The 23,272-nt window shown below is 41.0% G+C and carries 16 protein-coding genes; 6 read left to right on the top strand and 10 right to left on the bottom strand.

Annotated features, from left to right (window positions below; genetic code table 11):
* Positions 1-508: 508 nt before the first annotated feature.
* Together H6G59_RS13570 and H6G59_RS13565 are read right to left on the bottom strand one after the other, a co-directional pair.
* Positions 509-4,087 carry a CHAT domain-containing protein gene (locus H6G59_RS13570; protein ID WP_190715203.1) on the bottom strand — a complete coding sequence of 1,193 codons (3,579 nt, stop codon included), beginning with the start codon at positions 4,085-4,087 and terminating at the stop codon, positions 509-511.
* Positions 4,088-4,481: 394 nt separating this feature from the next.
* The gene (locus tag H6G59_RS13565) at positions 4,482-5,150 is read right to left on the bottom strand and encodes a hypothetical protein (RefSeq protein ID WP_190715201.1); all 669 of its coding nucleotides are present in this window, start codon (positions 5,148-5,150) and stop codon (positions 4,482-4,484) included.
* Positions 5,151-5,436: 286 nt separating this feature from the next.
* Between H6G59_RS13565 and dnaX the strand changes: the two genes are divergently transcribed.
* A complete protein-coding gene (gene dnaX, locus H6G59_RS13560; protein WP_190715199.1) occupies positions 5,437-8,700 on the top strand; it encodes a DNA polymerase III subunit gamma/tau in 3,264 nt (1,087 codons plus the stop codon).
* A gap of 509 nt (positions 8,701-9,209) precedes the next feature.
* Here dnaX and H6G59_RS13555 read toward each other — a convergent pair.
* Both H6G59_RS13555 and mnmG read right to left on the bottom strand, forming a co-directional pair.
* Positions 9,210-10,430, bottom strand: coding sequence for a hypothetical protein (locus H6G59_RS13555; protein WP_190715197.1), 1,221 nt, complete (start codon positions 10,428-10,430; stop codon positions 9,210-9,212).
* Positions 10,431-10,643: 213 nt separating this feature from the next.
* Entirely contained in the window at positions 10,644-12,581 is a 1,938-nt protein-coding gene (gene mnmG / locus H6G59_RS13550) for a tRNA uridine-5-carboxymethylaminomethyl(34) synthesis enzyme MnmG (protein ID WP_190715195.1), read from the bottom strand.
* Between the two features lie 273 nt (positions 12,582-12,854).
* Between mnmG and H6G59_RS13545 the strand changes: the two genes are divergently transcribed.
* Together H6G59_RS13545 and H6G59_RS13540 are read left to right on the top strand one after the other, a co-directional pair.
* Complete coding sequence (locus H6G59_RS13545) at positions 12,855-13,565, top strand: DUF3800 domain-containing protein (protein WP_190715193.1); 711 nt, start codon at positions 12,855-12,857, stop codon at positions 13,563-13,565.
* A 483-nt stretch (positions 13,566-14,048) separates the two neighbouring features.
* Positions 14,049-14,870: a D-alanyl-D-alanine carboxypeptidase family protein gene (locus H6G59_RS13540; protein WP_190715191.1), complete on the top strand. Its 822-nt coding sequence runs from the start codon at positions 14,049-14,051 to the stop codon at positions 14,868-14,870.
* Between the two features lie 42 nt (positions 14,871-14,912).
* Here the strand turns inward: H6G59_RS13540 and H6G59_RS13535 are convergent, their stop codons facing one another.
* The gene (locus H6G59_RS13535; protein ID WP_016951989.1) at positions 14,913-15,107 is read right to left on the bottom strand and encodes a type II toxin-antitoxin system HicB family antitoxin; all 195 of its coding nucleotides are present in this window, start codon (positions 15,105-15,107) and stop codon (positions 14,913-14,915) included.
* A gap of 318 nt (positions 15,108-15,425) precedes the next feature.
* Here H6G59_RS13535 and H6G59_RS13530 point away from each other — a divergent pair, with 318 nt between their 5' ends.
* Both H6G59_RS13530 and H6G59_RS13525 read left to right on the top strand, forming a co-directional pair.
* Positions 15,426-15,989: a TIGR04376 family protein gene (locus H6G59_RS13530; protein WP_190715342.1), complete on the top strand. Its 564-nt coding sequence runs from the start codon at positions 15,426-15,428 to the stop codon at positions 15,987-15,989.
* A 397-nt stretch (positions 15,990-16,386) separates the two neighbouring features.
* On the top strand, positions 16,387-16,965 hold the full coding sequence (locus H6G59_RS13525; protein WP_190715340.1) for an ABC transporter permease: 579 nt from the start codon (positions 16,387-16,389) through the stop codon (positions 16,963-16,965).
* 27 nt (positions 16,966-16,992) lie between these two features.
* Here H6G59_RS13525 and H6G59_RS13520 read toward each other — a convergent pair whose 3' ends face one another.
* Both H6G59_RS13520 and acsF read right to left on the bottom strand, forming a co-directional pair.
* Positions 16,993-18,408 carry a collagen-like protein gene (locus H6G59_RS13520; protein WP_190715189.1) on the bottom strand — a complete coding sequence of 472 codons (1,416 nt, stop codon included), beginning with the start codon at positions 18,406-18,408 and terminating at the stop codon, positions 16,993-16,995.
* 426 nt (positions 18,409-18,834) lie between these two features.
* Positions 18,835-19,911, bottom strand: a complete 1,077-nt coding sequence (gene acsF, locus H6G59_RS13515; RefSeq protein ID WP_190715187.1) for a magnesium-protoporphyrin IX monomethyl ester (oxidative) cyclase — start codon at positions 19,909-19,911, stop codon at positions 18,835-18,837.
* Between the two features lie 331 nt (positions 19,912-20,242).
* Between acsF and H6G59_RS13510 the strand changes: the two genes are divergently transcribed.
* Positions 20,243-20,737: a TM2 domain-containing protein gene (locus tag H6G59_RS13510; RefSeq protein WP_190715184.1), complete on the top strand. Its 495-nt coding sequence runs from the start codon at positions 20,243-20,245 to the stop codon at positions 20,735-20,737.
* Positions 20,738-20,788: 51 nt separating this feature from the next.
* Here the strand turns inward: H6G59_RS13510 and H6G59_RS13505 are convergent, their stop codons facing one another.
* The 3 genes from H6G59_RS13505 to thrC all read right to left on the bottom strand — a co-directional run bounded on the left by H6G59_RS13505 (position 20,789) and on the right by thrC (position 23,169).
* Positions 20,789-21,379, bottom strand: coding sequence for a DUF2996 domain-containing protein (locus H6G59_RS13505; RefSeq protein WP_190715182.1), 591 nt, complete (start codon positions 21,377-21,379; stop codon positions 20,789-20,791).
* 119 nt (positions 21,380-21,498) lie between these two features.
* Complete coding sequence (locus H6G59_RS13500; RefSeq protein ID WP_190715180.1) at positions 21,499-21,774, bottom strand: MoaD/ThiS family protein; 276 nt, start codon at positions 21,772-21,774, stop codon at positions 21,499-21,501.
* Positions 21,775-21,864: 90 nt separating this feature from the next.
* Positions 21,865-23,169, bottom strand: a complete 1,305-nt coding sequence (gene thrC, locus H6G59_RS13495) for a threonine synthase (RefSeq protein ID WP_190715178.1) — start codon at positions 23,167-23,169, stop codon at positions 21,865-21,867.
* Between the last annotated feature and the right edge of the window lie 103 nt (positions 23,170-23,272).

Below are 23,272 nucleotides of genomic sequence, written 5' to 3'. Positions count from 1 at the left end.
AAGGAGTAGATTTTTACCTAACATTAATATTTTTAATACCCGTTCTATGGTATTGACGCAAAGTTTCAAAAAACTCAAGTATGACTTATCTTTGCCCTTTATCACGCAAAATCGCAAACTACAAATCGTCTACATACCGATACTGTTTTACTTTAAATTTGATACACATAGATAGTAAGGGGAGAAAATAGATAGAAAGCAATTCTTTGTATCGCAATTTACCCGCACACCAAAAATGTTGAATGATGATGATAAAACTTTAGGATTTATACCGTTTCTTTGTGAAGTTGCGCCAAATCCTAACTTTTTTAACGCAAAGGTACGCAGAGGTTAGCGCAGAGGTACGCAGAGGTTTTCTTACATTTAATTGCGGGCGTTGCATAAGTGCAGGATGTTTTTTAAGTGTAGAGACGTTCCATGAAACGTCTCTGCAAGGGTTTGAGATTTATGCAAAATCATTTTCATTCCCAAAATCAGCAGCACCTAATTTCGATATGTCCCAAATTATTCAATCGCATCCTGTAATGATAAATGCTGCCCAATAATAAGGATGATGGTAGGGCTGTTTGTGAGGTGCTAGTTTTCTATTTGTGTCAATTTGTGTGGATATATAGTTCCTAAATCGGAGTTCATTGGGATGCAAATTATTCAGTAAGTTTTCATACCAGGTGATGAGTTCTGCAACCGTTATTTCTTTTAGCCAAGTTGTGGTTTCAGCTAAAGCGATAACCGGTGAAGTGTGGAAAAGTAATCTGCGATAAAACTCTATGCTTACTAAAGCAGTCGCAGATGGTTCTACATTCCAAATTGTACTTAATACATAGGGAATACCACTTTTTAACAACCCAGTCGCTAAACCCACATATTCACTGCTGTTATTCTGACTATTGTTGCTGACAATTTCCGAATTGATAATGGTAAAAAGACGGTAATTTGTAAAAGTGTGCTGACAAAGTTGTTCTAAAGTGATCTTATCTTCACCTGATAATACTAAAGCAGATTTTTGGGTTTCGTTCAAATTGTTGATAGCATGACCAGTAAAATGAAAGATGTTGTAATCTGCCACTAAAGCATTTTCTAAATTATCTTTTGTGGCTTGTTTACCCTGGATATGTTGGGCATAATCAAACATCTGTCTAACAATTGCCGATGTAAAATCAGCAGATTTTCTCTCATTATTATCTAGGCTTTCTATATTTTCAACACTGAGGAATTTCTGCTGTTGCCAATTTGATAATAACTCTGTTTTTCGAGAAAGTCCTATGTGGATACTGGGTAGATAATTAATGGTGTAATTCACCTGTAAATCTGGCTGTGAAAGCGGAAAAAGTGCGTGAATAGGTAATCTATTTAAATCACGATGGGGAATTAAAATCAGCTTGGTGATACCTTCAAGTTCCTGAACAATTGTGGAAATATTCAGGATGTTGTCCAGATGTAACAACCTCTGTTCCATTTCCAATTTCCAGGAATGGTTATGTTGATTTTCTATATCATCAATTTGGCGATATTCCTGGTATTGTTGATGCCAATCTTCTAGCCAATTCTCAAAGTGAACTAAGCGTTGTACTGCTTCGGGTATGGCTTCTACATCTTGTATGGGTGATAATAGCAAGATGGGTGATGGAGCTGCATCTTTAATAATGAAGGTGTGTAAGGCAATAGGGCTAAGATGCCAATAAATTATTGCTGTTGTGGAATTTAGTAGTTGTTGAATTGCATCATAACTGGAGGAATAATTTTGTCCAATTTCATGACTTTTATCGATGTCATCATCCCAGCCAGAAATTAGTAATTTTAAACAGGTGTTTTTTCTCTCTTCTGCAATTTCCCAAGCTTCGACTAAATCACCGACATTGACAGCTAAATCAACTCCTAATTGTTTTAATCCTGCAAATTTCAGAGCTAGTTGTTTTTTACTTTGCTCAGAGCGGGTTGTTTGATTAAGTAATTGTTGTAATAATTCTAGTCCATGTTGTTGTAATTCTTGGGCTGGTGATGTTTGTCCCAAACCGACAAGGACTTTGGTGAGAGATTGTAAAACATCTAGATGCAATTCCGAAAAATCTTCGGCTGTGAGGGTTAATAGGGCTTGTTGGTATTCAGATACTGCCTTTTGCCAAAAATAGCGGGGTGAAGATTGTTTTTTACCTTGTTCGTAGTGTGTATTACCGATCGCAATATGCAATCTACCCCAACCTTCTGGGTGAGTATCTGGGCGGAGATATTTTAAACCTTCTTCATAGGTAGCTAATTTGCCTTCATAACCGCGCTGATTGAGGGCAGGATTGGCTGTAGCGATACTACTGGGTAAAATCAGAGATAATTTGTCATTTACTAAGCTACCCACGGCTCCACCGCGACCGAGCCAAGCTTCCCAGTAGTCGAGTTTGATTTCTAAAGCGTGATCATAACAAGCGATCGCTTCTGAAAATCGATTTAAATAAAATAGGGCTACTGCTTGGTTATACCAGGCCAGGTGAAAATCCGGTTTGATGCTGATAGCTTGTTTATAGGAAGTAATCGCTTCTTCACGTCTTCCTAAGTTTTCCAAGGCTATACCTCGGTTATACCAGGCTAAGTAGAAATCAGATTGAATTGAGAGGGCTTGATCCCAAGACTCAATCGCTTCTAACCAGCGATTTAAGTTGAACAATACTACACCCCGGTCAATCCACACTTCGTGATAGTCGGGTTGGATATCTAAAGCTCGGTCATAACTTGCGATCGCATCTTCATATTGCTCACATACAGCCAGAGCTACCCCCCGATAATACCAAGTTTCCTGGTCTTGGTGTTGGAGATTCAGGGCTTGGTCATAACTGGAAATTGCTTCCCAAATCAGTCCTAACTTCAGCAAAGCCAGACCGCGACTAGACCAGGCTTCTTGATAATCCGGCTTAAATTCGATCGCTTTGTCAAAAGAATTAACAGCTTGTTCAAAGTCGCCAAACTCACCCAAAATACCGCCCCGATTGTACCAAGCCTGGTAGAAATCAGGTTTTAAGGAAACAGCTTGATCATAAGCTGCGATCGCTTCCTCAAAACGTTGTAAATGAAACAGCGTCAAGCCTTGGTTAAACCAATATTCGTGCGATTCCGGTTCCAGTTTAGTAGCTTGATTATAAAAAGCCAGCGCCCCCAACAAATCCCCAGATTTAGCTTGCTGTAAACCTTGGTAAAACCATGCTTGAGCCTGATTAGTAACAGTCAGTTGAAATGATGGTCGCTCAATAATTGCTTGACTATCGCGGATTGCTAGTTCCGAAGCAAGTTGCTGGACTAAATTGGTACTTTGCTCCAACCTTACCACCAACTCATCTAGGGTTTGAGCTACCTTCGGTTCAATATTCACCAACGACTGATCCCAAGTCTCTGTCAAGGAAGAAGTTGGAACTTGCTCTAAATCCTCAAGATTTATCGGGCTATCATCTTCTGAATACTCATAAGAGAACTCTACAGATAGATCTGGTTCTGGATTTTCCTGACTCAACAGTGTCCATACTTCTTCCAAGTTGGGGGATACTGGCGTGATATTTACAGCTTCTTGGTGATCATGCTCCCATAGCTCTTCACCAAAATCGCGCAGCAATTGTTGACCAGGAGTATTTCCCAGTGGTTCTGTTGGGTTCTTGATTTCTACCTCTACTGGGGCTGGATTGTCCTCATACTCTTGGACGAAGTTACGCCTCAATAACTGGATACCAATGTCATAAGCAAGTTCGCCAACATGGCCGATACCCAGTTCACCCAGTTGCACCATTCGCGTGGCAATTAGACTATTTGGCGCAGGTGAAGCTAATAATTTTTCACCAAATATCAGCAGCCAATCTAGCCAACGCTCCACTGTAATTCGAGGTTCCATCCGCTGTAAATATTTCAGCGCCCATTGCTGCCCTCGTGCTTGATGCACACCTTCTAGCAACTCGTTAAACAAAAGTTCCAGATCGGCATTGGTTAATTCCGGTGGGGGGTCTACCACCTTGTGTCCCTCAGCAGCGTGGGAATCATGAGTCCGACGACTGTTAAAGGGGTACTTCAAAAAACTGTTAAGCCACTGCAATAGCCACCTGAGCATTTGCCACATTCTTGGATTTTCTCTCTCCTAGATTGTAGCCATCGTTGTGTCAAAAAAAATCATGAATTACTTAACAGATTAGGCAATTGGGGTAAGACCATGTTCATAAGGCGAAAAAACTATACAAAAAGTTTTCAGTAATCCTGGATTTTTCCGGCTGTTCATCTCAATTTCTGGTCAGAAAGAATTCAAATTATGTTCGCTTAACTACTTACAGCAGAATTCAGGAGTCAGGAGACGCTTCGCAGACCTCCGGTTCAGGAGTAAAACTGGCGAATGTGTCTAGGTTTCAATTTAGATTCTGTGCCTCATTGATCTGCAATCTGCTATATCAACAAACTCGACCCGTCCCTCTCATCACCGCGCGGTTCCCTAACTATAAGTGTTTAACCTTCCCTAGATATCACTCCTCTATCTGGGATTGGTTGATCAACATCTGGATAATAACTTGTGGATCATCTGTTTCAATTTCTAGTTGTTGGGCAATTTGCTGGCGGAGAGTTTCATCTTGCTGCAACATGACAAACAATTCATCCAAGGTGACAGTTTGGTATTCTCCCTCTGGCAAATTTTCATCATCCGCTTCTTCTGGTGCAGGAGAGATGATTGGTGCTGAGATAATTTGGCTAATAGTATCTGGCCCGTCATATTCCCAAATGGGTTCGCCTTGATTGCGTGTCAACAGTTGCATACCAATATCATAGGCAAGGTCTCCAATTTGTCCCACACCCAATTCGCCTAAATACACTAACCTCGCAGCTAATTCATTATTGGGTGTACGAGATTCTAATAATCTCTTACCAAAGCGCTCTAACCACTCTATCCACCGTTCGGTACTGACGCGATGCTCAATTTTATGTAACCAGTTTTGCGCCCAAGCCTGACCTCTGGCTTGCTGAACGCCTGCTAAAAGTTCTGTGAACAGAAATTCTAGATCCGTATCAGTTAGGGGTGGTGCTACTTTTCTATCTACCTTCTCTTTCGCTGGAATGGGATTTTTTTTGCTACCAAACAAGCGCTGACAAAATTTTCTGAGCCACTGAATTAGCCGCTTGAGCATCTTCTGCACCATTGAGTGTTGCTTTTTAAAATTTTAGCGATGTCGGTGACAAGCGGCTATTCATTGGGGATTACAGTTTAGGGATGTTAACGAAGGCAGGAGGCCGTTTTTGTACCGGGGATTTAGACCCGATTGTTTCGATAAATATTAAAAAATAACATTAATTAGTTGCTAATCTGTAAATATACTGAAAATTATTTTTCCCAAGGGAAATTGCCATGAGTTGCTAAAATAGTGAAACCCCAAACTCTACTGGGTGCTACAAATCAACTAAACCAAGGCATTGAAATTGCTCTCCATGTCTTACGAACCCCTGCACCACAAGTATCGCCCCAAGAATTTTGCTGAACTGGTGGGACAAGAGGCGATCGCTACCACCCTCACCAATGCGATTAGCTCCTCTAAAATCGCTCCTGCCTATTTGTTCACTGGCCCCAGAGGTACGGGTAAAACTTCTAGCGCCCGGATTTTAGCCAAATCTTTGAATTGTCTTAAAAGTAACAGCCCAACTGCTGAACCCTGTGGAGTTTGCGATAGTTGTCAAGGCATTACTAAAGGTTATTCTTTGGACGTAATTGAAATAGATGCAGCCAGTAACACTGGTGTCGATAATATCCGCGAATTGATTGAAAAGGCGCAGTTTGCTCCTGTGCAGTGTCGGTATAAGGTTTATGTAATTGACGAGTGCCTAACTGGAGATTCATTAGTTCTAACTGATGTAGGACTTGTCCGTATTGATAACCCCAGTATCAAAGGTAAAAAAGCCCTTAGCTACAATGATTCATCTGGCAAGTGGGAATTTAAGAAAATTGTCCGTTGGTTAGACCAAGGAGAAAAGCAAACCTTAATCATCAAAACCACTAACCGAGAAATCAGATGTACAGATAATCATTTAATCAGAACAGAGCAGGGATGGATACCAGCAAGAGACGTAAAAGAAGGTGTGAAGATACTATCCCCTGTGAGTGTGGATGCGGCGCTCTCATTTACAAATTTGGCATTGATGGACGCATCCGAAGATTCGTTAACGGACACCAGTTTAAAGGCAATACATACGGGCAAAAATCATACGATTTGGAATCAATTATCAAACAAGCCCAATTACTTCAACCGTTCTGTGCTTGTGGATGTGGAGAAAAACTTGATATCCCAAATTTTTTACAACAAAAGGGAAAGGGAATTACCAGCATCCAATCTCACTGGACAAGACATCCTTACAAAAAAGGACACGGAAATTGGGAACTCAGAACAGAGAATTTCCTTGCTAATACAGCCTTTATACAACCTGATGCACTCGGACTCATCTACGGAACGTTACTGGGAGATTGCTCTATCGGCTACCCCAACAAACACAGTAGATTCCCTAGATTGTCTTGGACACACGCAGAAAGTCAACAAGATTGGTTGGAATACAAAGCCTTTCGTCTTGCAGAACTGCGTCCAAAGTTACGAGTTACAGCAAATCAAGGATACGGTAAAATCTCAGTTACCTGCAACACAGGTTGTCATCCCCAACTCCAAGAAGTGTTTGACATCGTTAAACCGAGTAGGGATAAAAAAATTGTCTCAATGGAATGGCTCAATAAAATTACTCCAGAAGGACTTGCTTGGTGGTTTTGTGATGATGGATCACTCAGCCTCAGTCCAGAAGGAAGCCCACAAATTCAACTACATACAGAAGGATTCTCAGCCACAGAAAATCAACTTATTGCTACCTGGCTTACAGCAATGGGATACCCAGCAGCAACAAAGTTTTACACCAGAAGTAGCACAGGGAAACAGTACAACTACATATGGATGGGAGCAAGTACCAGTCGAAAATGGTTGGCAGACCTTAAACGATATTCCATACCCGCAATGGACTACAAGTTTGGAGAAGGTCGAATCTGTTCACCTCGCTGGAGTTGAACGAGTCTATGATATTGAAGTTGAGGATAACCATAACTTTATAGCTAATGGGCTTCTGGTTCATAACTGTCATATGCTCAGTACCGCCGCTTTTAATGCGTTGCTAAAGACACTGGAAGAACCACCAAAGCACGTTGTTTTTGTTCTAGCGACAACAGACCCGCAGCGGGTATTACCAACAATTATTTCTCGCTGTCAAAGGTTTGATTTTAGACGTATTCAGTTAGAGGCGATGGTAAAGCATTTAACCCATATTGCCGCCAAAGAAAGCATTAATATTGCCCATGATTCTCTTACCTTAGTGGGACAAATTGCTCAAGGGGGGTTAAGAGATGCAGAAAGTCTACTTGATCAATTAGCACTGGTGGCTGGAGAAGTTACGCCAGAACAAGTTTGGGATTTGGTGGGTTCAGTTAGTGAACAGGATTTGTTAGGTTTGTTAGATGCGATCGCACAAGATAATGCTGAAGTCGTGCTAGACTCTACCAGAAAAATCCTAGATCGAGGTAGAGAACCCCTCACCATTCTCCAAAATTTGGCTGCTTTCTATCGGGATTTACTAATTGCTAAAACTGCCCCAAATCGTCAAGATTTAGTTGCTTGTACTCAGCAAACCTGGACTGCACTAGTTAACTCTGCCCAAAGGTTAGATATAACTACAATATTGCGCGGACAGCAACACCTGCGGACAGCAGAAGTCCAACTTAAAAACACAACCCAGCCCCGTTTGTGGTTAGAAGTCACACTACTGGGATTGTTACCTAGTGCCAATATTCAACCGCAAGCGCCAAGTGTACCTCAACAAGTGAATACGCCTGTAGTATCTCCAACTTCTTACCAACCAGCTACTCCACAACCAGCCGCTTATACTCAAGCAAATCATAATTCACAAGTATCTTCACCAGCGCCAGCTTATACCCCAGCCAATCACAACTCAACACCTAATACAGTATCTTCACCACCACCAGAACCTGTACATACTCCACCACCTGTAACAATTTCCACAGCACCCTCACAAGAAGTTGTGGCAGGATCACAGTATGACTTAACTCAAGTTTGGCAACAGGTACTAGCTAACCTTCAACCAGCCTCAAGGAGGGAAATGCTGCGTCAAATGAGCCAACTTATGGACTTTGATGGTGTTGTAGCACGTATTGCTATTAAACAAGCATGGTATGAGAAAGGTAAATCTGATCTGCCTATAATTACCTCTGCTTTTCAGCAAACTTTCCAGAGAGAAATCCAGGTATGTCTAGAAAAATTAACTTCTTCAACACTTACCTCAGCCAGAAAAAATCCTCCCCCACAAGATTCTACTCGCGTCCAACAGCCACCAGTCCCTAGTTATAACCAGCAAATTCAACCTCCAGAACCAGCACCAGCACCCCCACCACAACCAACCCAAGCAGCACCTGCACCAACAAAAACTGAACCCTTAGCGACGAATACAGCCCCAGTACAAACCCTGTCTCCGTCACCAATTCAAGCACCTGGGACAAATTGGGATCATGATGAAGTAGCAAATGCGGCTAAAAGTCTGGCAACTTTTTTTTCTGGGGAAATCGTCCGCCTCACAGATGATGCTTTAGATTTATCTGATACGAGGGTTTCAGTAGATCTTGAGATATATGAATCAGAATATGATTATGATTAAGGGACTTCCAAATAAAAAATCCCTAACGCAAAAAATCTCTCAAACTCTCATTTTTTGTAAATGTGAATCTTACAAATTTATAGTTGCAAGACCAAGTTGATAGAGAAAATATATAGCAATCCTATATATACTCAAAACGGTTGAGACATGGACTTTTGTGAAATCACGAAAAACTTAGATTTGTAAGGGTTTAGCACTGCGCTTTACCCCTACCCGCAGAATCAAATAATTAAGCCGTGTTGAGTATAAAACTTTAGGATTGCTAGAAGTATGCATTTACAGCATATTGCAGATCAATTAGGTACAGAATCAAAATTGAAACCTATACACATTCGCCAGTTTTACTCCTGAACCGGAGGTCTGCGTAGCGTCTCCTGAACCGATAGCGCAGCGTGGCGTAAGCGATAGGTCTGCGAAGCGTCTCCTGACTCCTGCTATATATTCTTCCCCTGCTTCCTCTACCTCCCTTCACCAGTCATTTTTGGGTTGACAGACTATTAGGAGGAGTTTTACAACTTCTGCCCTGCGTAAATTGATCGCACTTCACCGTTACGACGGATAATAGCCTCACCGTTACTCACCTCTACTAGCGTCCAGCCACTAGAACCAATACTCTCTCCCAGGTTAACCCGGCGAGTCACGCCATCGATTTTAAACAAAGCGGCCGATTTGTTACCCAATTCTAGCAATCCCTCTAACTCTGCGGAATAGGCAGGTAAAGATGCCTGTTGCTGGATAGTAGTTGGGGCTTTTTCTATAACTGCTGTTGGTATAGTTGCTTTAGTCGTAGGTAGTTTTGGTGGTAATATTCGCAGTGGCTGAGGATTAACCGCTGGCTTGGCAGCTGTCACTGGGGTTTTCACAGATGGAGTTGACACTTTTTCCGGTATTGGCTTGGCTACTGGTTGTACAGTATTAGGTGCAGAACCCTGTGGAAGAATTGGCGGAACCGGTGGTAAGGGACGCATAGGTTGAGGCGCTTGATAAACGGGGATATAAATCCGTTCGATTACATTTGTTGTCCGACTCGGCACGGGTGGGACATTGTTAGCAGCCAAAGGTGGTGGTAGAGTCCCCACTGGTTGGGTACTTGGCAAAGGCAAAGCGTTTGTCTGATTCAGATTTACATCGGGAAATCCAGGTTTAGCAGGTGTCTGATTATTGGTTACTCCTTGCTGGTCTATCACTGCCAGGGCTTCCAACATATAATTAACCAACTCGGCTTGCGGGTCTGGCTTTATTACTACTGGTGATGCTAGTTGGTCTGTTGGCAGACTCTGGGAAGTCAATTGGTTAGTTAATAATCCCGACTCTGTTAGATAGACTGTACCGACAATTGCCAAGCCGAAGGACGCTCCCAGAATTAGCAGCTTATCTAAACCACGATTTTTTTGCTCATTCCTGGGACTAATTGCAGTCACAGAGGGAGCATTGAGGATCAATGTACTCGTTGGCTGATTTTTGCTTGGCGATAGCGCCTTGACTGCTTGGTGTACTCTTTGTGGTAAAACAACTTCTGGCATCTTCACTGTAACTGTTTGCATAGAGGGGTATTCTGTCCTCACAGTTTTGGCAGGCCGCTTCCTTCGACCGTCCAGAATGTCATCAATATCGGTGAAGATATCATCCATCAAGCCTTCAGCGTAAGTCTCTATCGACCAAGGCTCATTGGTGATTAAGTCCTCTGATGCTTCCGAAATAGTGAGATGGGTGCTGGCTTCTGGTATCATAGACTTCTTCGGTTGTAGCTGCTAGGACGGGGAAACGACACTTAGATGGCCGGGAAATCGCGTTGTTTTAATCAAACAGCTAATCACTTAATTCCAGAGAAAAAAGTTGATTGAGCAGTGGTATTAAATTCTACAATGATTTGGAAATGATTGATAATATCACTTCAAAAATCTATGTCATCGATCATACTGATCCCCTAACCTATACTATACTCACCCTTGGTGATATTTGGTGGAAACTAATACCGAAAAATCTGGCTCGGTTTTGGTTTTACGTATTTCTAAATAAATTAGTAAGGCGTTGATATCAGCTGGATTAACTCCGCCAATTCGTGCTGCTTGACCAATTGTGAGGGGTTTTACCTTGTTGAGCTTTTCTCTGGCTTCTTTAGAAAGAGTATCAATTGTTGTGTAGTCTAAATCAGCTGGTAACTGGCGGTTTGCTTGACGTGCAGTTTGCTCGATTTGGTTTTGCTGTCTGACTAGATATCCAGAATATTTAATGTCAATTTCTGCACCTTCTTTTTCGGCTTGGTTGAGGGTGGTGTTACCTAGTCCGTACCTTTCTAAATCAACGTAATGTATTCCTGGACGACGCAATAAGTCAGCCAGGGTAATTGACCCTTTAATGACTTGTTGGGTATCCTGTGCGATCGCTCTCCCCACTTCCTCAAGTTCTTTAATTCTGGTAGAATGCAAGCGTTCTTTCTCCGCCGTAATCTGTTCTTGTTTGCTGGTAAACAAATCCCAACGACGGTCATCAATTAAACCAATTTCTCTTCCTAAAGGGGTCAACCGTTGGTCAGCATTATCAGAACGCAGTAACAAGCGGTACTCAGACCTACTCGTGAGCATACGGTAAGGTTCCCGCAAATCCTTTGTACACAAATCATCAACTAAAGTGCCAATGTAACTTTGCTCACGAGGGAAAATGATCATTTCTTCACCCCGGACAAATCGCGCTGCATTAATTCCCGCTACCAAACCTTGAGCAGCAGCTTCTTCATAACCGGTTGTCCCATTAATTTGTCCCGCACAAAATAGCCCTTCTACCTTCTTCGTCATCAACGTCGGATAACACTGAGTTGCAGGTATATAATCATATTCCACCGCATAGGCCGGACGCAGCATTACACAATTTTCTAAACCGGGAAGACTCCGCAACATCAGCAATTGCAGATTTTCTGGTAAACCAGTGGAAAAGCCTTGGATGTATAATTCGGGAATATCTCTTCCTTCTGGTTCAATAAAAATTTGGTGGCTTTCTTTATCTGCAAAGCGGACAATCTTATCTTCAATACTCGGACAATAACGCGGTCCCTTTGCTTCCACCCAACCACCATAAACCGGTGATAGGTGCAAATTTTCCCGAATCAAACGATGAGTTTCCGCCGTAGTTCGGGTCATGTAACAAGGCATTTGTTCCCGTTCTACCCAGGCTTGGGGGTCAAAGCTAAACCAGCGGACTTCTTTATCCCCCGGCTGAATTTCCATTTTACTGTAATCTGCCGAGCGTCTATCTACCCGCGCCGGTGTTCCCGTTTTTAATCTTCCCGTTTCAAATCCTAAGCGATTGAGAGTTTGTGTCAATCCTTCAGCCGCAAATTCTCCCGCACGTCCAGCAGCCATTGACTTGTTACCCACCCAAATTTTACCACCCAAGAATGTGCCGGTAGTGATAATTAAGGCTTTGCATTGAAACGCCATGCCAAAGTAAGTTTTTACACCGATAATTTCATCGTTAGCACCCAGCACCAAGTCGGTGGCCATTCCTTCCCGAATTGTCAAGTTTTCTTGATTTTCGACAATTGTCTTCATGACTGTTGCATATTCGCGCTTATCGGTTTGCGCCCGTAATGCCCACACCGCAGGCCCTCGTGAAGAGTTGAGGATGCGTTTTTGTAGATAGGTGCGGTCTGCGACTTTGCCAAGTTCTCCACCCAAAGCATCAACTTCATGGGTTAATTGAGATTTGGCTGGGCCACCTACTGCTGGGTTACAAGGTTGCCAAGCGATTCTATCTAGATTAAGGGTCAAAAGCAGAGTCCGACAACCGAGGCGGGCAGTAGCTAAAGCTGCTTCGCAACCGGAGTGACCTGCACCGACGACTATCACATCAAATGCGTCTTGGAATTCAACAGAATTGTGCATGGTCTTAGTTACAGAATGAGCCAGTTGAGAGTCATTAGTTGAGAGTCATTATTTGATTTTAGCGGATACAGGGGTTTATTGGTGGTTGCTTGGTGGTGAAGGGGTGAGGAAAGTTACTAGAAGATTTTAAATAATAAAAGCTCTTTAACTAAATTTACTTTGTTTATTAGTCATATTACCAACTACGGTAAGATATCTTGATTAACCTCCTATAAACTTCTGCTGTCATCAAATTGATACAGTAGAAGTTTTTGGTATTTTCTAAACCGCAATATGTTTCTATTTTATATTGATGAAAGTGGCACTGGAGCAAAGGATAATGGAACCAATTATTTTGTTTTAGCTAGTCTTGCTATTTATGAAAAAAATTACTCTAAAAATTATGAACAAATTTCTTTGCTCAAACGAAATATCGTTAAAACGAAAGAACCTGAAGATTGGGAGTTAAAAGGTAACGAACTTTGTAAAGGAAAGGAACTCTTTAAGGGCTGGAATTTTGAAGCTCGTGTTCGTACATTTTTAAGTATCTCAGAAACCCTGAATAAGATTCCATGTCATATATTTTCTGTTGTAGTCAATAAAAAATTACTCTTTGAGAATAGAGAAGGAATGAAAGATGATGTTATACTTTACCGCTTTACGTTCCATCGCTTATTAGAAGAATTAGATAGTTTTCTAAAATCCTCCAATGAAAGTGGAATTTTATTTTTGGACTCACGTTCAACACACAGCACAAGTAAACAGGATGATCGTTTAGTCAAGGCTTACCGAGACTGGGTAAATTCACGAAAATATGATTGTAATTTTGTGGAACAGCCCTGGTTAGGTGCTTCACAATTTTATGTAGGTCTACAATTAGCAGATTACGTTGCTTACTTGATTAGTTTGAAGACACAGGATATACAGAAAGATGATCGTAATGTCGAATTTCTAAAAGCTTTCGATATTCTTCAAGAAAAAATTCATTTAGTTGAAATTCCTTAAAACTGGTAAAAGGATTTAATGCTAAACCCACAACTACTGTAATAGTTGTGGGCTTATGTTTAGACTAGGCTTTTGGAAATCACAGACTCTATGTGTTTCCTTATTAATCTATATACAGGCGCACGGTGTTTCAACCGCACCATACCTTCCCGTGCAGTTCGGGACACCTTGTAAGCTGTTACGCAGCTAAATTTAATATTTAGCAGCCTAGAGTCATTGTATAAAGGCTTTTGCGGAAAAAAGTAAATGCGTAAAAGCTTATTCTGACAGGCGCACGGTGTTTCAACCGCACCATACCTTCCCGTGCAGTTCGGGACACCTTGTCATACTCTACATCTAGACTAACACAATTTTTTATTTTTTGTGTATCTATTATGTTTGCTTTAGAAACTGGGTTCTAGGAAATCGCAAAATTTATACAAGAAACATTCTGAAAATCTGTAATATAATTAAAACCAAGTTGTCAAGTCAATCAATTTTTTAATGAAACGTTATTCCAAACTAAAACGCCGTTTAAGAAAGATAACTTTTATTACCATCATTACCTTCCTATTTTTTACTCTAGTTGGCAGTAGTGACATTAACTACTATGAATCATTAGAAAATACGGCAGTTATAAATAATGTCAACACAACACCATCTACACCATTTATTCCCAATCAGCAATTAGATGAACAACAACGTTTTTTAGCTACAATTACTCACCAAATAGCAAATTTTCCCCAACCTAATACATTTGAATATATCATCCTGCGTGCTTACGGTACAGTATTTATAAATCAAGAACCAGAAATTAAACTACCACCAAAAGTTATCTTAGACAACGAACAACAAACCCAAGAATATCAGGGTAATATGCGAGTAGATTTAGTGGAGGGAACTACAGAATGTTATTTACAAAAAGTTGCCGCTGAAGCTTTTAATAAAGCTAGACATTTGCAAAATATTTCTCTTAAATCTGGATATTCTGGTGATTGTACTCGCAGTTTTGCTACTAATTTAAGATTTTGGCAAAAATACACTAATAGTCAAACTTTATCACAAGTACAACAAGGTAAAGAAACAAAAATTCTGGGTACAGTTGCACCCCCAGGAACTTCACAACACCTCTGGGGATTAGCTATTGATTTAGGGGTATCTAATCAAGCACAGAGACAAGCATTAAATCAAAATGGTTGGTTTCAGACTGTTGAAAATGATCTTCCTCATTGGACTTATCTTGGTTGGAATGAAGAGGATTTACCTAAGTTTGGTTTGAGGAATAAAACTGTTAACGGTATTACCTATTGGGTGACACCACTTTAGGTAATTATCGAATTAATGAATACGTATTTCTGCTAATTAGTATTATCTAACTTCTACATAATAAAATTCAGAATTTTTACTAACTTCATCAGCAGTTTCTAAGTAAGCTTGAATAGCATATTTCATCTTATCTAAAGCCTCTTGTTCCGTTTCTCCAACTGTCCAACATCCAGGTAAAGCAGGACACCAGATAGCATAGACTTTATCTATTTTATTTAACTTGACTTGATATCGCATATCTCAATCACCGCTATTATCTCTAATTCTATATTAATAATTAAGATCAAAATGGATTGTATGATACTGCACAATCTCACACCCTTGCTAATCATAGGTAGAAAATATAAATTTCATGAAATTTATATAAAGATGATACAAATTTTCACAACTTAATATAAAGCTACAAATGAATCTCTGCGTTTATGCCTCTATCGATTTGTATCAAATCAACCTTAAATTTAGACGGTATTAAAGCAGGAGTTGCTGATCATGCAAACAGCCAAGAGAATTTACTACAATAAAATAGTTACACACCCGACATTTGGAGTTTTGACAGTGGGCTTATTTGATGATTTAAGTCGGTTTTTAGAAGAACGTTTAGAAGAATTCTTGCGTAATAATCCCCATTTGGAATTAGAAATGCTGTTAGAACAGCTGCGAGAGCAAGAAGAAGATACTTTAAAGTTGATTGCTGAGTTACAATTACAGGAGAAGCGATCGCAAGATGATATTCTCTCCACAGCCCAAGAAATCCAACGTTGGCACATTCGCGTACAAAAAGCCAAAGCCGCAGGTAGACAGGATTTAGCCTCAGCAGCGCAAGATAGAGAAGACGCACTTCTGCGCGAAGGAAATCAGCGTTGGGGACAAATGCAGGGTTTAAAAGAACGCATTATCCAATCTCAGGAACTTCTACGCAAAATTCAGCAGCGTCGTCAAGAAGTACAAGCTAAAGCCACCGCAGCACAGACAGCGCGTGCAAAAGCTCAAACTCCGCAGCGTTTAGAAACCAATACTTGGCAAACTCCACCTAGTAGTTTTGACGATTTAGAAAATACATTTCAGCGTTGGGAAACTCAAGACGAGTTGGAACAAATGAAACGTAATTTAGGGAAATAATTCCCAAAATATGAAGGATGAAATCTCAATGAGACAATTTCATATTTGATAATTTATATATAGCTGTTCTATTTTGTGTGTGGAAATTATTTTTGTTTAACTAACCGCAGAGATGCCAAGGACACAGAGTAAATAAAGACTGGTTTTTATGCATGATTTAGGATTGCTATATTATTAATAATTGCTTTTACATAATTTTGTTAAATCAGGTACAGATTTACGTTTGTATTATTTTCATGACATTGAATTATTGAAATATTATTTATTTTTTTTATTAAATTTTTCTTTAATGATAAATTTTAGTTAGGTTTTCACATCGGCTTTTTAGTTTTCCTTTCCGCAGCTATTGAGTATTATTGCTCTAGTATTTCCAGACGTTTCAAATAGTAACTCAGGAATGGAAAATAGCATATTTTTAGACGTTTTAGCAAGCCTACAATTGTTATTTGTAGGTTATATTCCAGCCGCTGTGCTGGGTCTGTTTATCGGTTTTGTTATTGGTATTAATCGTATAGTTTATCAGCTATTTACGCGGATATTTCAAATACCCAATAGCATACCTGCCATAGCATTTTTACCTCTAGCTCTTATCCTATTTAAAGAGAAAGAACCTTCCGCTGTATTCGTTGTTTTTTTTGGTGTCTTCTGGTCAATTATCATTGAAACAGCAACAGGTATCCAACAATTTCGCAAACAAGATAATAACTTTCGTGTAGCTATCCATCATGTATTTAAAGCTCTGAGAATCGGCCTTTGGATAGCTTGGTTTACAGTCCTTGCCACAGAAATGCTCATCGGTTCAAAAGGGCTGGGCTTTCTGGCTTGGAATGCTTATAAAACTAGCAACTCTAAATACATTCTTGAGTCCATACTCTATATCGCTATTATTGGCGTTTTGTTCGATCAGTTGCTGGATTTTACAGGTTATATTCTCTCCCAAATGGTTACAGATAAAGGTAAAAAACAATCATCCTAAACAATTCAAACATCAAATTGTTAGCAATTATTTAGCCCTACGAATTGCACCTTGCCAGTTAAGAGTTTGTTGTGCAGAACGTCCCCCTAAAGAACGAATTGCCACTAATTGAATATCCACATTTGTACCCGATTGCAGCGCCTCCCTAGGAATTTTGAGCTTACCTAAAGCTAGGGTAAAACGGTTATGATCACGAGTTACAAGTGTTGCCGGAATTTCCCCTTCATAGAAAGTTTGGTAGTCAAAAGAACCAGAAAAATTCTCTCTAGCTCGATATTTAACCCGAAATTGAGTATTAATTAAATTAGATTTGGCAGCTAAATCAACTATTTTCAAATTGAGGTTTTGTCCCGCATCTACAAACTCAGCTACTGCTAACCGCGTCACCTCTTTTTTAGGAATAGCATAATTAACAGTAAACTCTGTTAATTGCCCCTGATTTGTGGCATTACCATCAACCCACAAATCTTCAGGAAAAGTAACTTCTACTTGTTCACTGTCATTTAAATTTAACGTTGCAGTTTGATTAGCAAAATTAGCAATAGGTTGTTTTTCTTGCCAAATTAATTTAAAAGTCCCTTCTAGTCGCTTTTCAAACTCTCGATATTCATCAGCAATTACAGAACCAACAGCTAACAGAGAATTTGCTCCTTGTCGCTGCTGCCATTTATTCTTGGAGAGATTAAACTGTTTATTTGCTAATTCACCAATTGCTAATTTTAAAGTTGGTGTATCATCCCTCAAAGGTTCTTTGCTGTTAATTAGACTTAAACTTCCTAAGCGTCCTAGCTTACCGTCCTGACCATAACTACCATCACGTCCATCGCTGCCGTTGTAACATCTGTAAACTGTATTAGTACACTTATAATTAGGACTACCGGGAGTTCCTGTACAGGTTTTGATTTCCCAACTCCGGCGACGACAGTTACAACCTGCTGTTCCTCTACCACCTTGTCCACCGCGTCCACCTTGTCCCCCAACAGCGCGAACCAAAATTTTCTTTAAATCTGCCAAATTGCTGTAATAGACGGTGAGAGAGCCACCATTACCCCCATCTCCACCTTTACCACCAGCACCACCAACACCACCATCTGGTGCATTGATGTTGTAGTTGACGTTTTCACGTTCTTCTCTACAGCGAGGTCGAGAACCACGTTCTCCGTCTTCCCCGTCTTCACCATCTTGACCCGACAAATCAAGATTTACAGGTGAACCATCAGCAGATATAGTTTGATTTTGACCACTGCGACCATCTCGACCAGCGCGTCCATTGCTTCCTCTATCTCCATCTCTGTTATAGCTATCAGCTATCTTATGGTCTTTTGCAGAGGGGTTTGCTGGACATAAAACTGAAGCAGAGGCAGGTACAAAGTTAGTAAATAGGGAAAAAGTCAACAGGAGTGGCAATTTACTCCTAAAAACTTTGTATGTAGAATTATACATAAATTTTTACTTGCTATATGGAACTGCTATTTGTTATCTCGTTCCCAGTCTCTGACTGGGAATGCTATCACAGAGGCTCAGACTCTACTATCACGTTAAGGTAGAGCCTTCTAAAGTTCATTTCCATACAGAGTATGGGAACGAGAAAATTTGTGATCTCGTTTATCTCGTTCCTAGTCTCTGACTGGGAATGCTATCACAGAGGCTCAGACTCTACTATCACGCCAAGGCAGAGCCTTCTAAAGTTCATTCCCATACAGAGTATGGGAACGAGAAAATGGGAACGAGAAAAGAATTTAGGATTGCTATACCACTGCTGACGCTGACTTTCTGTAATTTGCTCCCTAAATATACTGATGAAAACAAAAAAAGTGGCTCTGTACATCACAGAACCACCAAAGTTTTTTATTGTCAAACTACGCTAAATTAGCGAGCTTCACCTTGAGCAGAAACCGCATCAATGGGTTTCATCAAGTACAGCTTTAACAACTGCCAACCATGAGATAGGTAAATTGGCGCTTTTTGGAAGAATTGCAGGAATTTAGGACTGTTAGACTTGGAAATTGCTGCCAATTTTTCGTTATTTTTGACACAAATATCCAAACGCTGATAAAATTCTGGATTTTCTACATCTAGCATGAGTGGGAAGACTCTACCTGCGGTTTCATTAGTCTTCTTGATCACATGGATGTCATATTCTCTCGCATCTAAGCCTAGAGAAGCATAAAAATCTTTGCGCTGGATGTCATTGAGATACATTGTCGCAAACACTGACAACAGGAAGAACCGACTCCATAGTTTGGCTCTCCAGTCATTGAGCATTTGTGGCTGCGCTCTCATGATGGCATCAAAGAAATCGCCGTGACGGTTTTCATCCTGACACCAATTTTCAAAGAAGCGGAAAATTGGGTAAATCCGGTCTTCAGGATGTTGTTCTAAATGGCGATAAATGGTGATATAGCGCCAATAACCAATCTTCTCAGAAAGATAAGTAGCGTAGAAGATGAATTTGGGCTTAAAGAAGGTATAACTACGGCTCTTGGTCAAAAACCCTAAATCTAGAGATAGATTAAAGTCTGACATTGCCTTGTTTAAGAAACCAGCATGACGTGCTTCATCCCGTGACATCAGGTTAAAGCATTCAGCTAATAGAGGGCTTGTATCCTTCAAGCGGCGACCGAGTTCTTTGTAGAGCAAAAAGCCGGAAAACTCTGCTGTACAGGAACGTTCGAGAAATTCAACGAACAATTGGCGAGTTTCCCCATCAATATGATCCCAGGATTGCTCAAATTCGGCATCTCGGACAAAGTGATGGCGGTTGTAGTCAACGCGAAATTCTTCCAGAATGGCTCTTAACTCGTCTTCGTTGACGGAGATGTCCATCCGCGCCATTTCGTCAAAATCTGTTGTGTAAAAGCGGGGTGTTAAGAGGGTTTCTTTTGACGGGACTTTAACCCCGGGCCGCATTTCTTCAAAGCCTGGTTTTTTGAGGGAATCTACCATTTTTTGACTGCCATGAATGTTTTTCTTATGTTTGAGTACACCAGAGAGCCAAAGCTTATGTTCTCACAAGGTGCAGCTAAGGACAATAATTACATTATGTATAAAATTCAGTCTACCAAGGTGTTGCCGGGAAAATGGCAAATAAAACATTAAGAGTTGCAACAAAACTTTAGTAGTTACGGAATTGCTGCTTGAAAATCGGTAGTCAGCTATAGTGTTCAGCCTTTAGCATCCTAGTATGTAGGTTATTTTAAAGGAAGAGTGCCTAAAGTGCAGCCAGCAACTAACAATCTCAAAAAAACAAGAGCTACTCTAAGGGGCTGAAAACAAGATGAATGTGGAAAAAAATCAAAATAAAGACCGTCTTTTGATCTCTTATCTCTTGTGTGCAGGTGGATTATTAGGCTTGGGAGGGTTGCACCGATTATACAATGGCAAGATAGGAACTGGTGTATTGTGGTTGTGTACTGGTGGTTTGTTGTACATAGGGCAGATAGTGGATCTATTCCTCATCCCTGGTATGACTGAAGAGTATGAACAGAAGCTTAGACTCAAAGCAGGTTTATCGCCTTCGGGTGTACCGCTAAATCAAGCAGTAGTTAATTCCCAAGTTTACCAACCAACTGGCAACCAACTGATGGTTAAACTGCTGGAAGCCGCAGAAAGCAAGGGGGGTAATTTAACTGTGACTCAAGGGGTGAAAGCAACGGGAGCCAGTTTTGCGGAAGTGGAAAAGGTTCTCAAAGAAATGCTGCAATCAGGTTATGTCAGAATAGATAACGACCCCATGACTGGAGCCGTTACCTACCATTTCCACGAATTGTAAAGTCAGTAGGCATTTGTCCAAAACCGATGACTAATGACTAATGACCAATAATTAATTTCTCCCCAGCCACTTTTGACCGTTTAAGCGATATACTAACCGAGATACCAGCAAATCTAGGGTAATTTTGCGCTCATCGATTAAGAATGACTCAAGGGTACTAGGTTTTTTACCTTCGTTACAGGAAAAGCCTTTTTTACCTTGAATATCTGCATCGGGGAAATAGACGTTAAATTGGCGCTGTCCGTTTTGCCAACTACCGATAATTTGCCAGCATTCTTCTGCAAAGTTAAACCCAGTGATGGGATATTTCTGCTTGGCAAAAGTTAGCTGTACATCTGGTACTCCTTCGGCAACAATTGCCTGTTGCAAAGCTGGTAAGTATTCCTGCTGCATAAACTCTTCAAAAGGCTTGTCTTCAACTGCTGGAGGTTTTTCCTTTTTGGGAGCTTTAGCGGCTGCATCAGGTTTTTCTTTAGCAGGTGCAGCAGCATTGGGATTAACTTTTGGGTTTGCTGTTTTCGGATCTGGTGTGTTTGCTGTAGGAAGGCTTGTAGCTACTGGTTCGTTACGACTAGGAACGGTTTCTCCAGCAGCACTGGGAGCCACTTCTCCCGCCTGATTTTGATTGGTTTCTTCTGCCATTGCTCAGGTCAATCCTTATATCTAGCTTTTGGAGCGAGTTGCTCACCTTGGGGTAGTCAGTTACCTTCATTTTGACATACCAGCGCCTAGCCAGAATCAGTTCGCTAATTTAAGATATCTCAACCACCGGCAACGGCTGGAACAATACTGACTTCATCCCCATCTTTCAGCACGGTTTCTGTGCCTTCCAAAAAGCGGATGTCCTCGCTATTGACGTACAAATTTAAGAACCGTCTGGGTTTTCCGGCTTCGTCGCACAAACGTGATTTGATCCCAGGACAGCTTTCTTCTAAGGACTCAAATAACTCAGAAATATTGCTACCACTGCATTCTAAGGTAGCTTGGTTATTCGTAAATTTTTGCAGTGCTGTGGGAACTAAAACTTTTACAGCCATCTTTAGTTATATATCAATTCTCGGTGGTCGGTTGTCAGTGGTCAATGCTCAATGGTCACTTGCTAATGATTAATGACCATTGGCTCATGACTAAACAAGCACTTGTTGCCATTCTAAGCGATCAAGTGTGCGGGATCTTTCTAGCGCCCGTTCAAAACTATCTAGTTTGGCATCAATGGTCAAAGGTTCGCCAACGTAGCCTTGGATTGCTTCTTGGGTTTTCAAACCATTGCCTGTGATGTAAACCACTGTGGTTTCATCTGGATCAATTTTGCCAGCTTCTACCAATTTTTTCAGGACGGCAACGGTTGTACCGCCAGCTGTTTCGGTGAAGATACCTTCGGTTTCTGCCAGTAACTTCATGCCTTCGATAATTTCTGCATCGTTGACTGATTCAATGTTACCGCCAGTTTTCTGGGCTATTTCTACAGCATAAACACCATCTGCTGGATTACCAATAGCGATTGATTTAGCGATTGTGTTTGGTTTCACTGGCTGGATAAAGTCACGTCCTTCTTTGAAGGCTTTGGCAATGGGGGAACAGCCTTCAGCTTGAGCGCCGCTGAAACGAACGTTTTTGCCTTCTACCAAACCGACTTCTACGAATTCGTTGAAACCTTTATAGATTTTGGTGAACAGGGAACCAGATGCTAAGGGAGCAACAATATGATCTGGTAGTTCCCAACCTAGTTGTTCTGCTACTTCAAAGCCTAATGTCTTGGAACCTTCGGAATAGTAAGGGCGTAAATTGATATTGACAAAACCCCATCCGTGTGTATTGGCAACTTCTGAGCAGAGACGATTAACTTGATCGTAATTGCCTTTTACAGCCATGAGGGTGGGACTGTAAATTAAGCTGCCCAATATTTTACCAGCTTCTAAGTCTGCGGGGATGAATACGCAGCAGTCTAAACCTGCATGGGCTGCGATCGCAGCGGTTGAATTTGCTAAGTTACCTGTACTAGCGCAAGAAACTGTTGTAAAACCTAATTCTCTAGCTCTGCTCAGTGCAACTGATACCACCCGATCTTTGAAGCTCAGGGTGGGCATATTGACGGCATCATTTTTAATATAAAGTTTATTTAATCCCAGGCGACGGGCAAGACGGTGCGATCGCACTAGGGGAGTCATCCCCGTTCCTACATCGATCACATTATCGGTAGCGACGGGTAAAAATTGACGGTAGCGCCAAATTGAATTTGGCCCTGCTTGGATTTTTTCTCGGCTGACGGACTGGCGTAAAGCGTTGTAGTCATATTTAACTTCCAATGGACCGAAGCATAACTCACAAACATGACTAGCTTTGAGTTCATATTCTGCTCCACATTCCTTACACTTCAAGGCTTTTAGTATGGAAGTGTTTGCTTGGTTTAGGTTTGCAATCGCCTGAGTCATAAACTAGCTTTCCCCGTATGTCCGTCAACTTTGGATTACTCTAACACGCCCTAAAATACACGTCAAACATACCCGACTATTTTTGTCGGATATTGTTTTTATA

This window comes from Anabaena lutea FACHB-196 (assembly GCF_014698305.1).
Classification (GTDB): domain Bacteria; phylum Cyanobacteriota; class Cyanobacteriia; order Cyanobacteriales; family Nostocaceae; genus Anabaena; species Anabaena lutea.
Note: the sequence above shows the minus strand (reverse complement) of the source record. Positions and strands in the feature narration are given on the sequence as shown.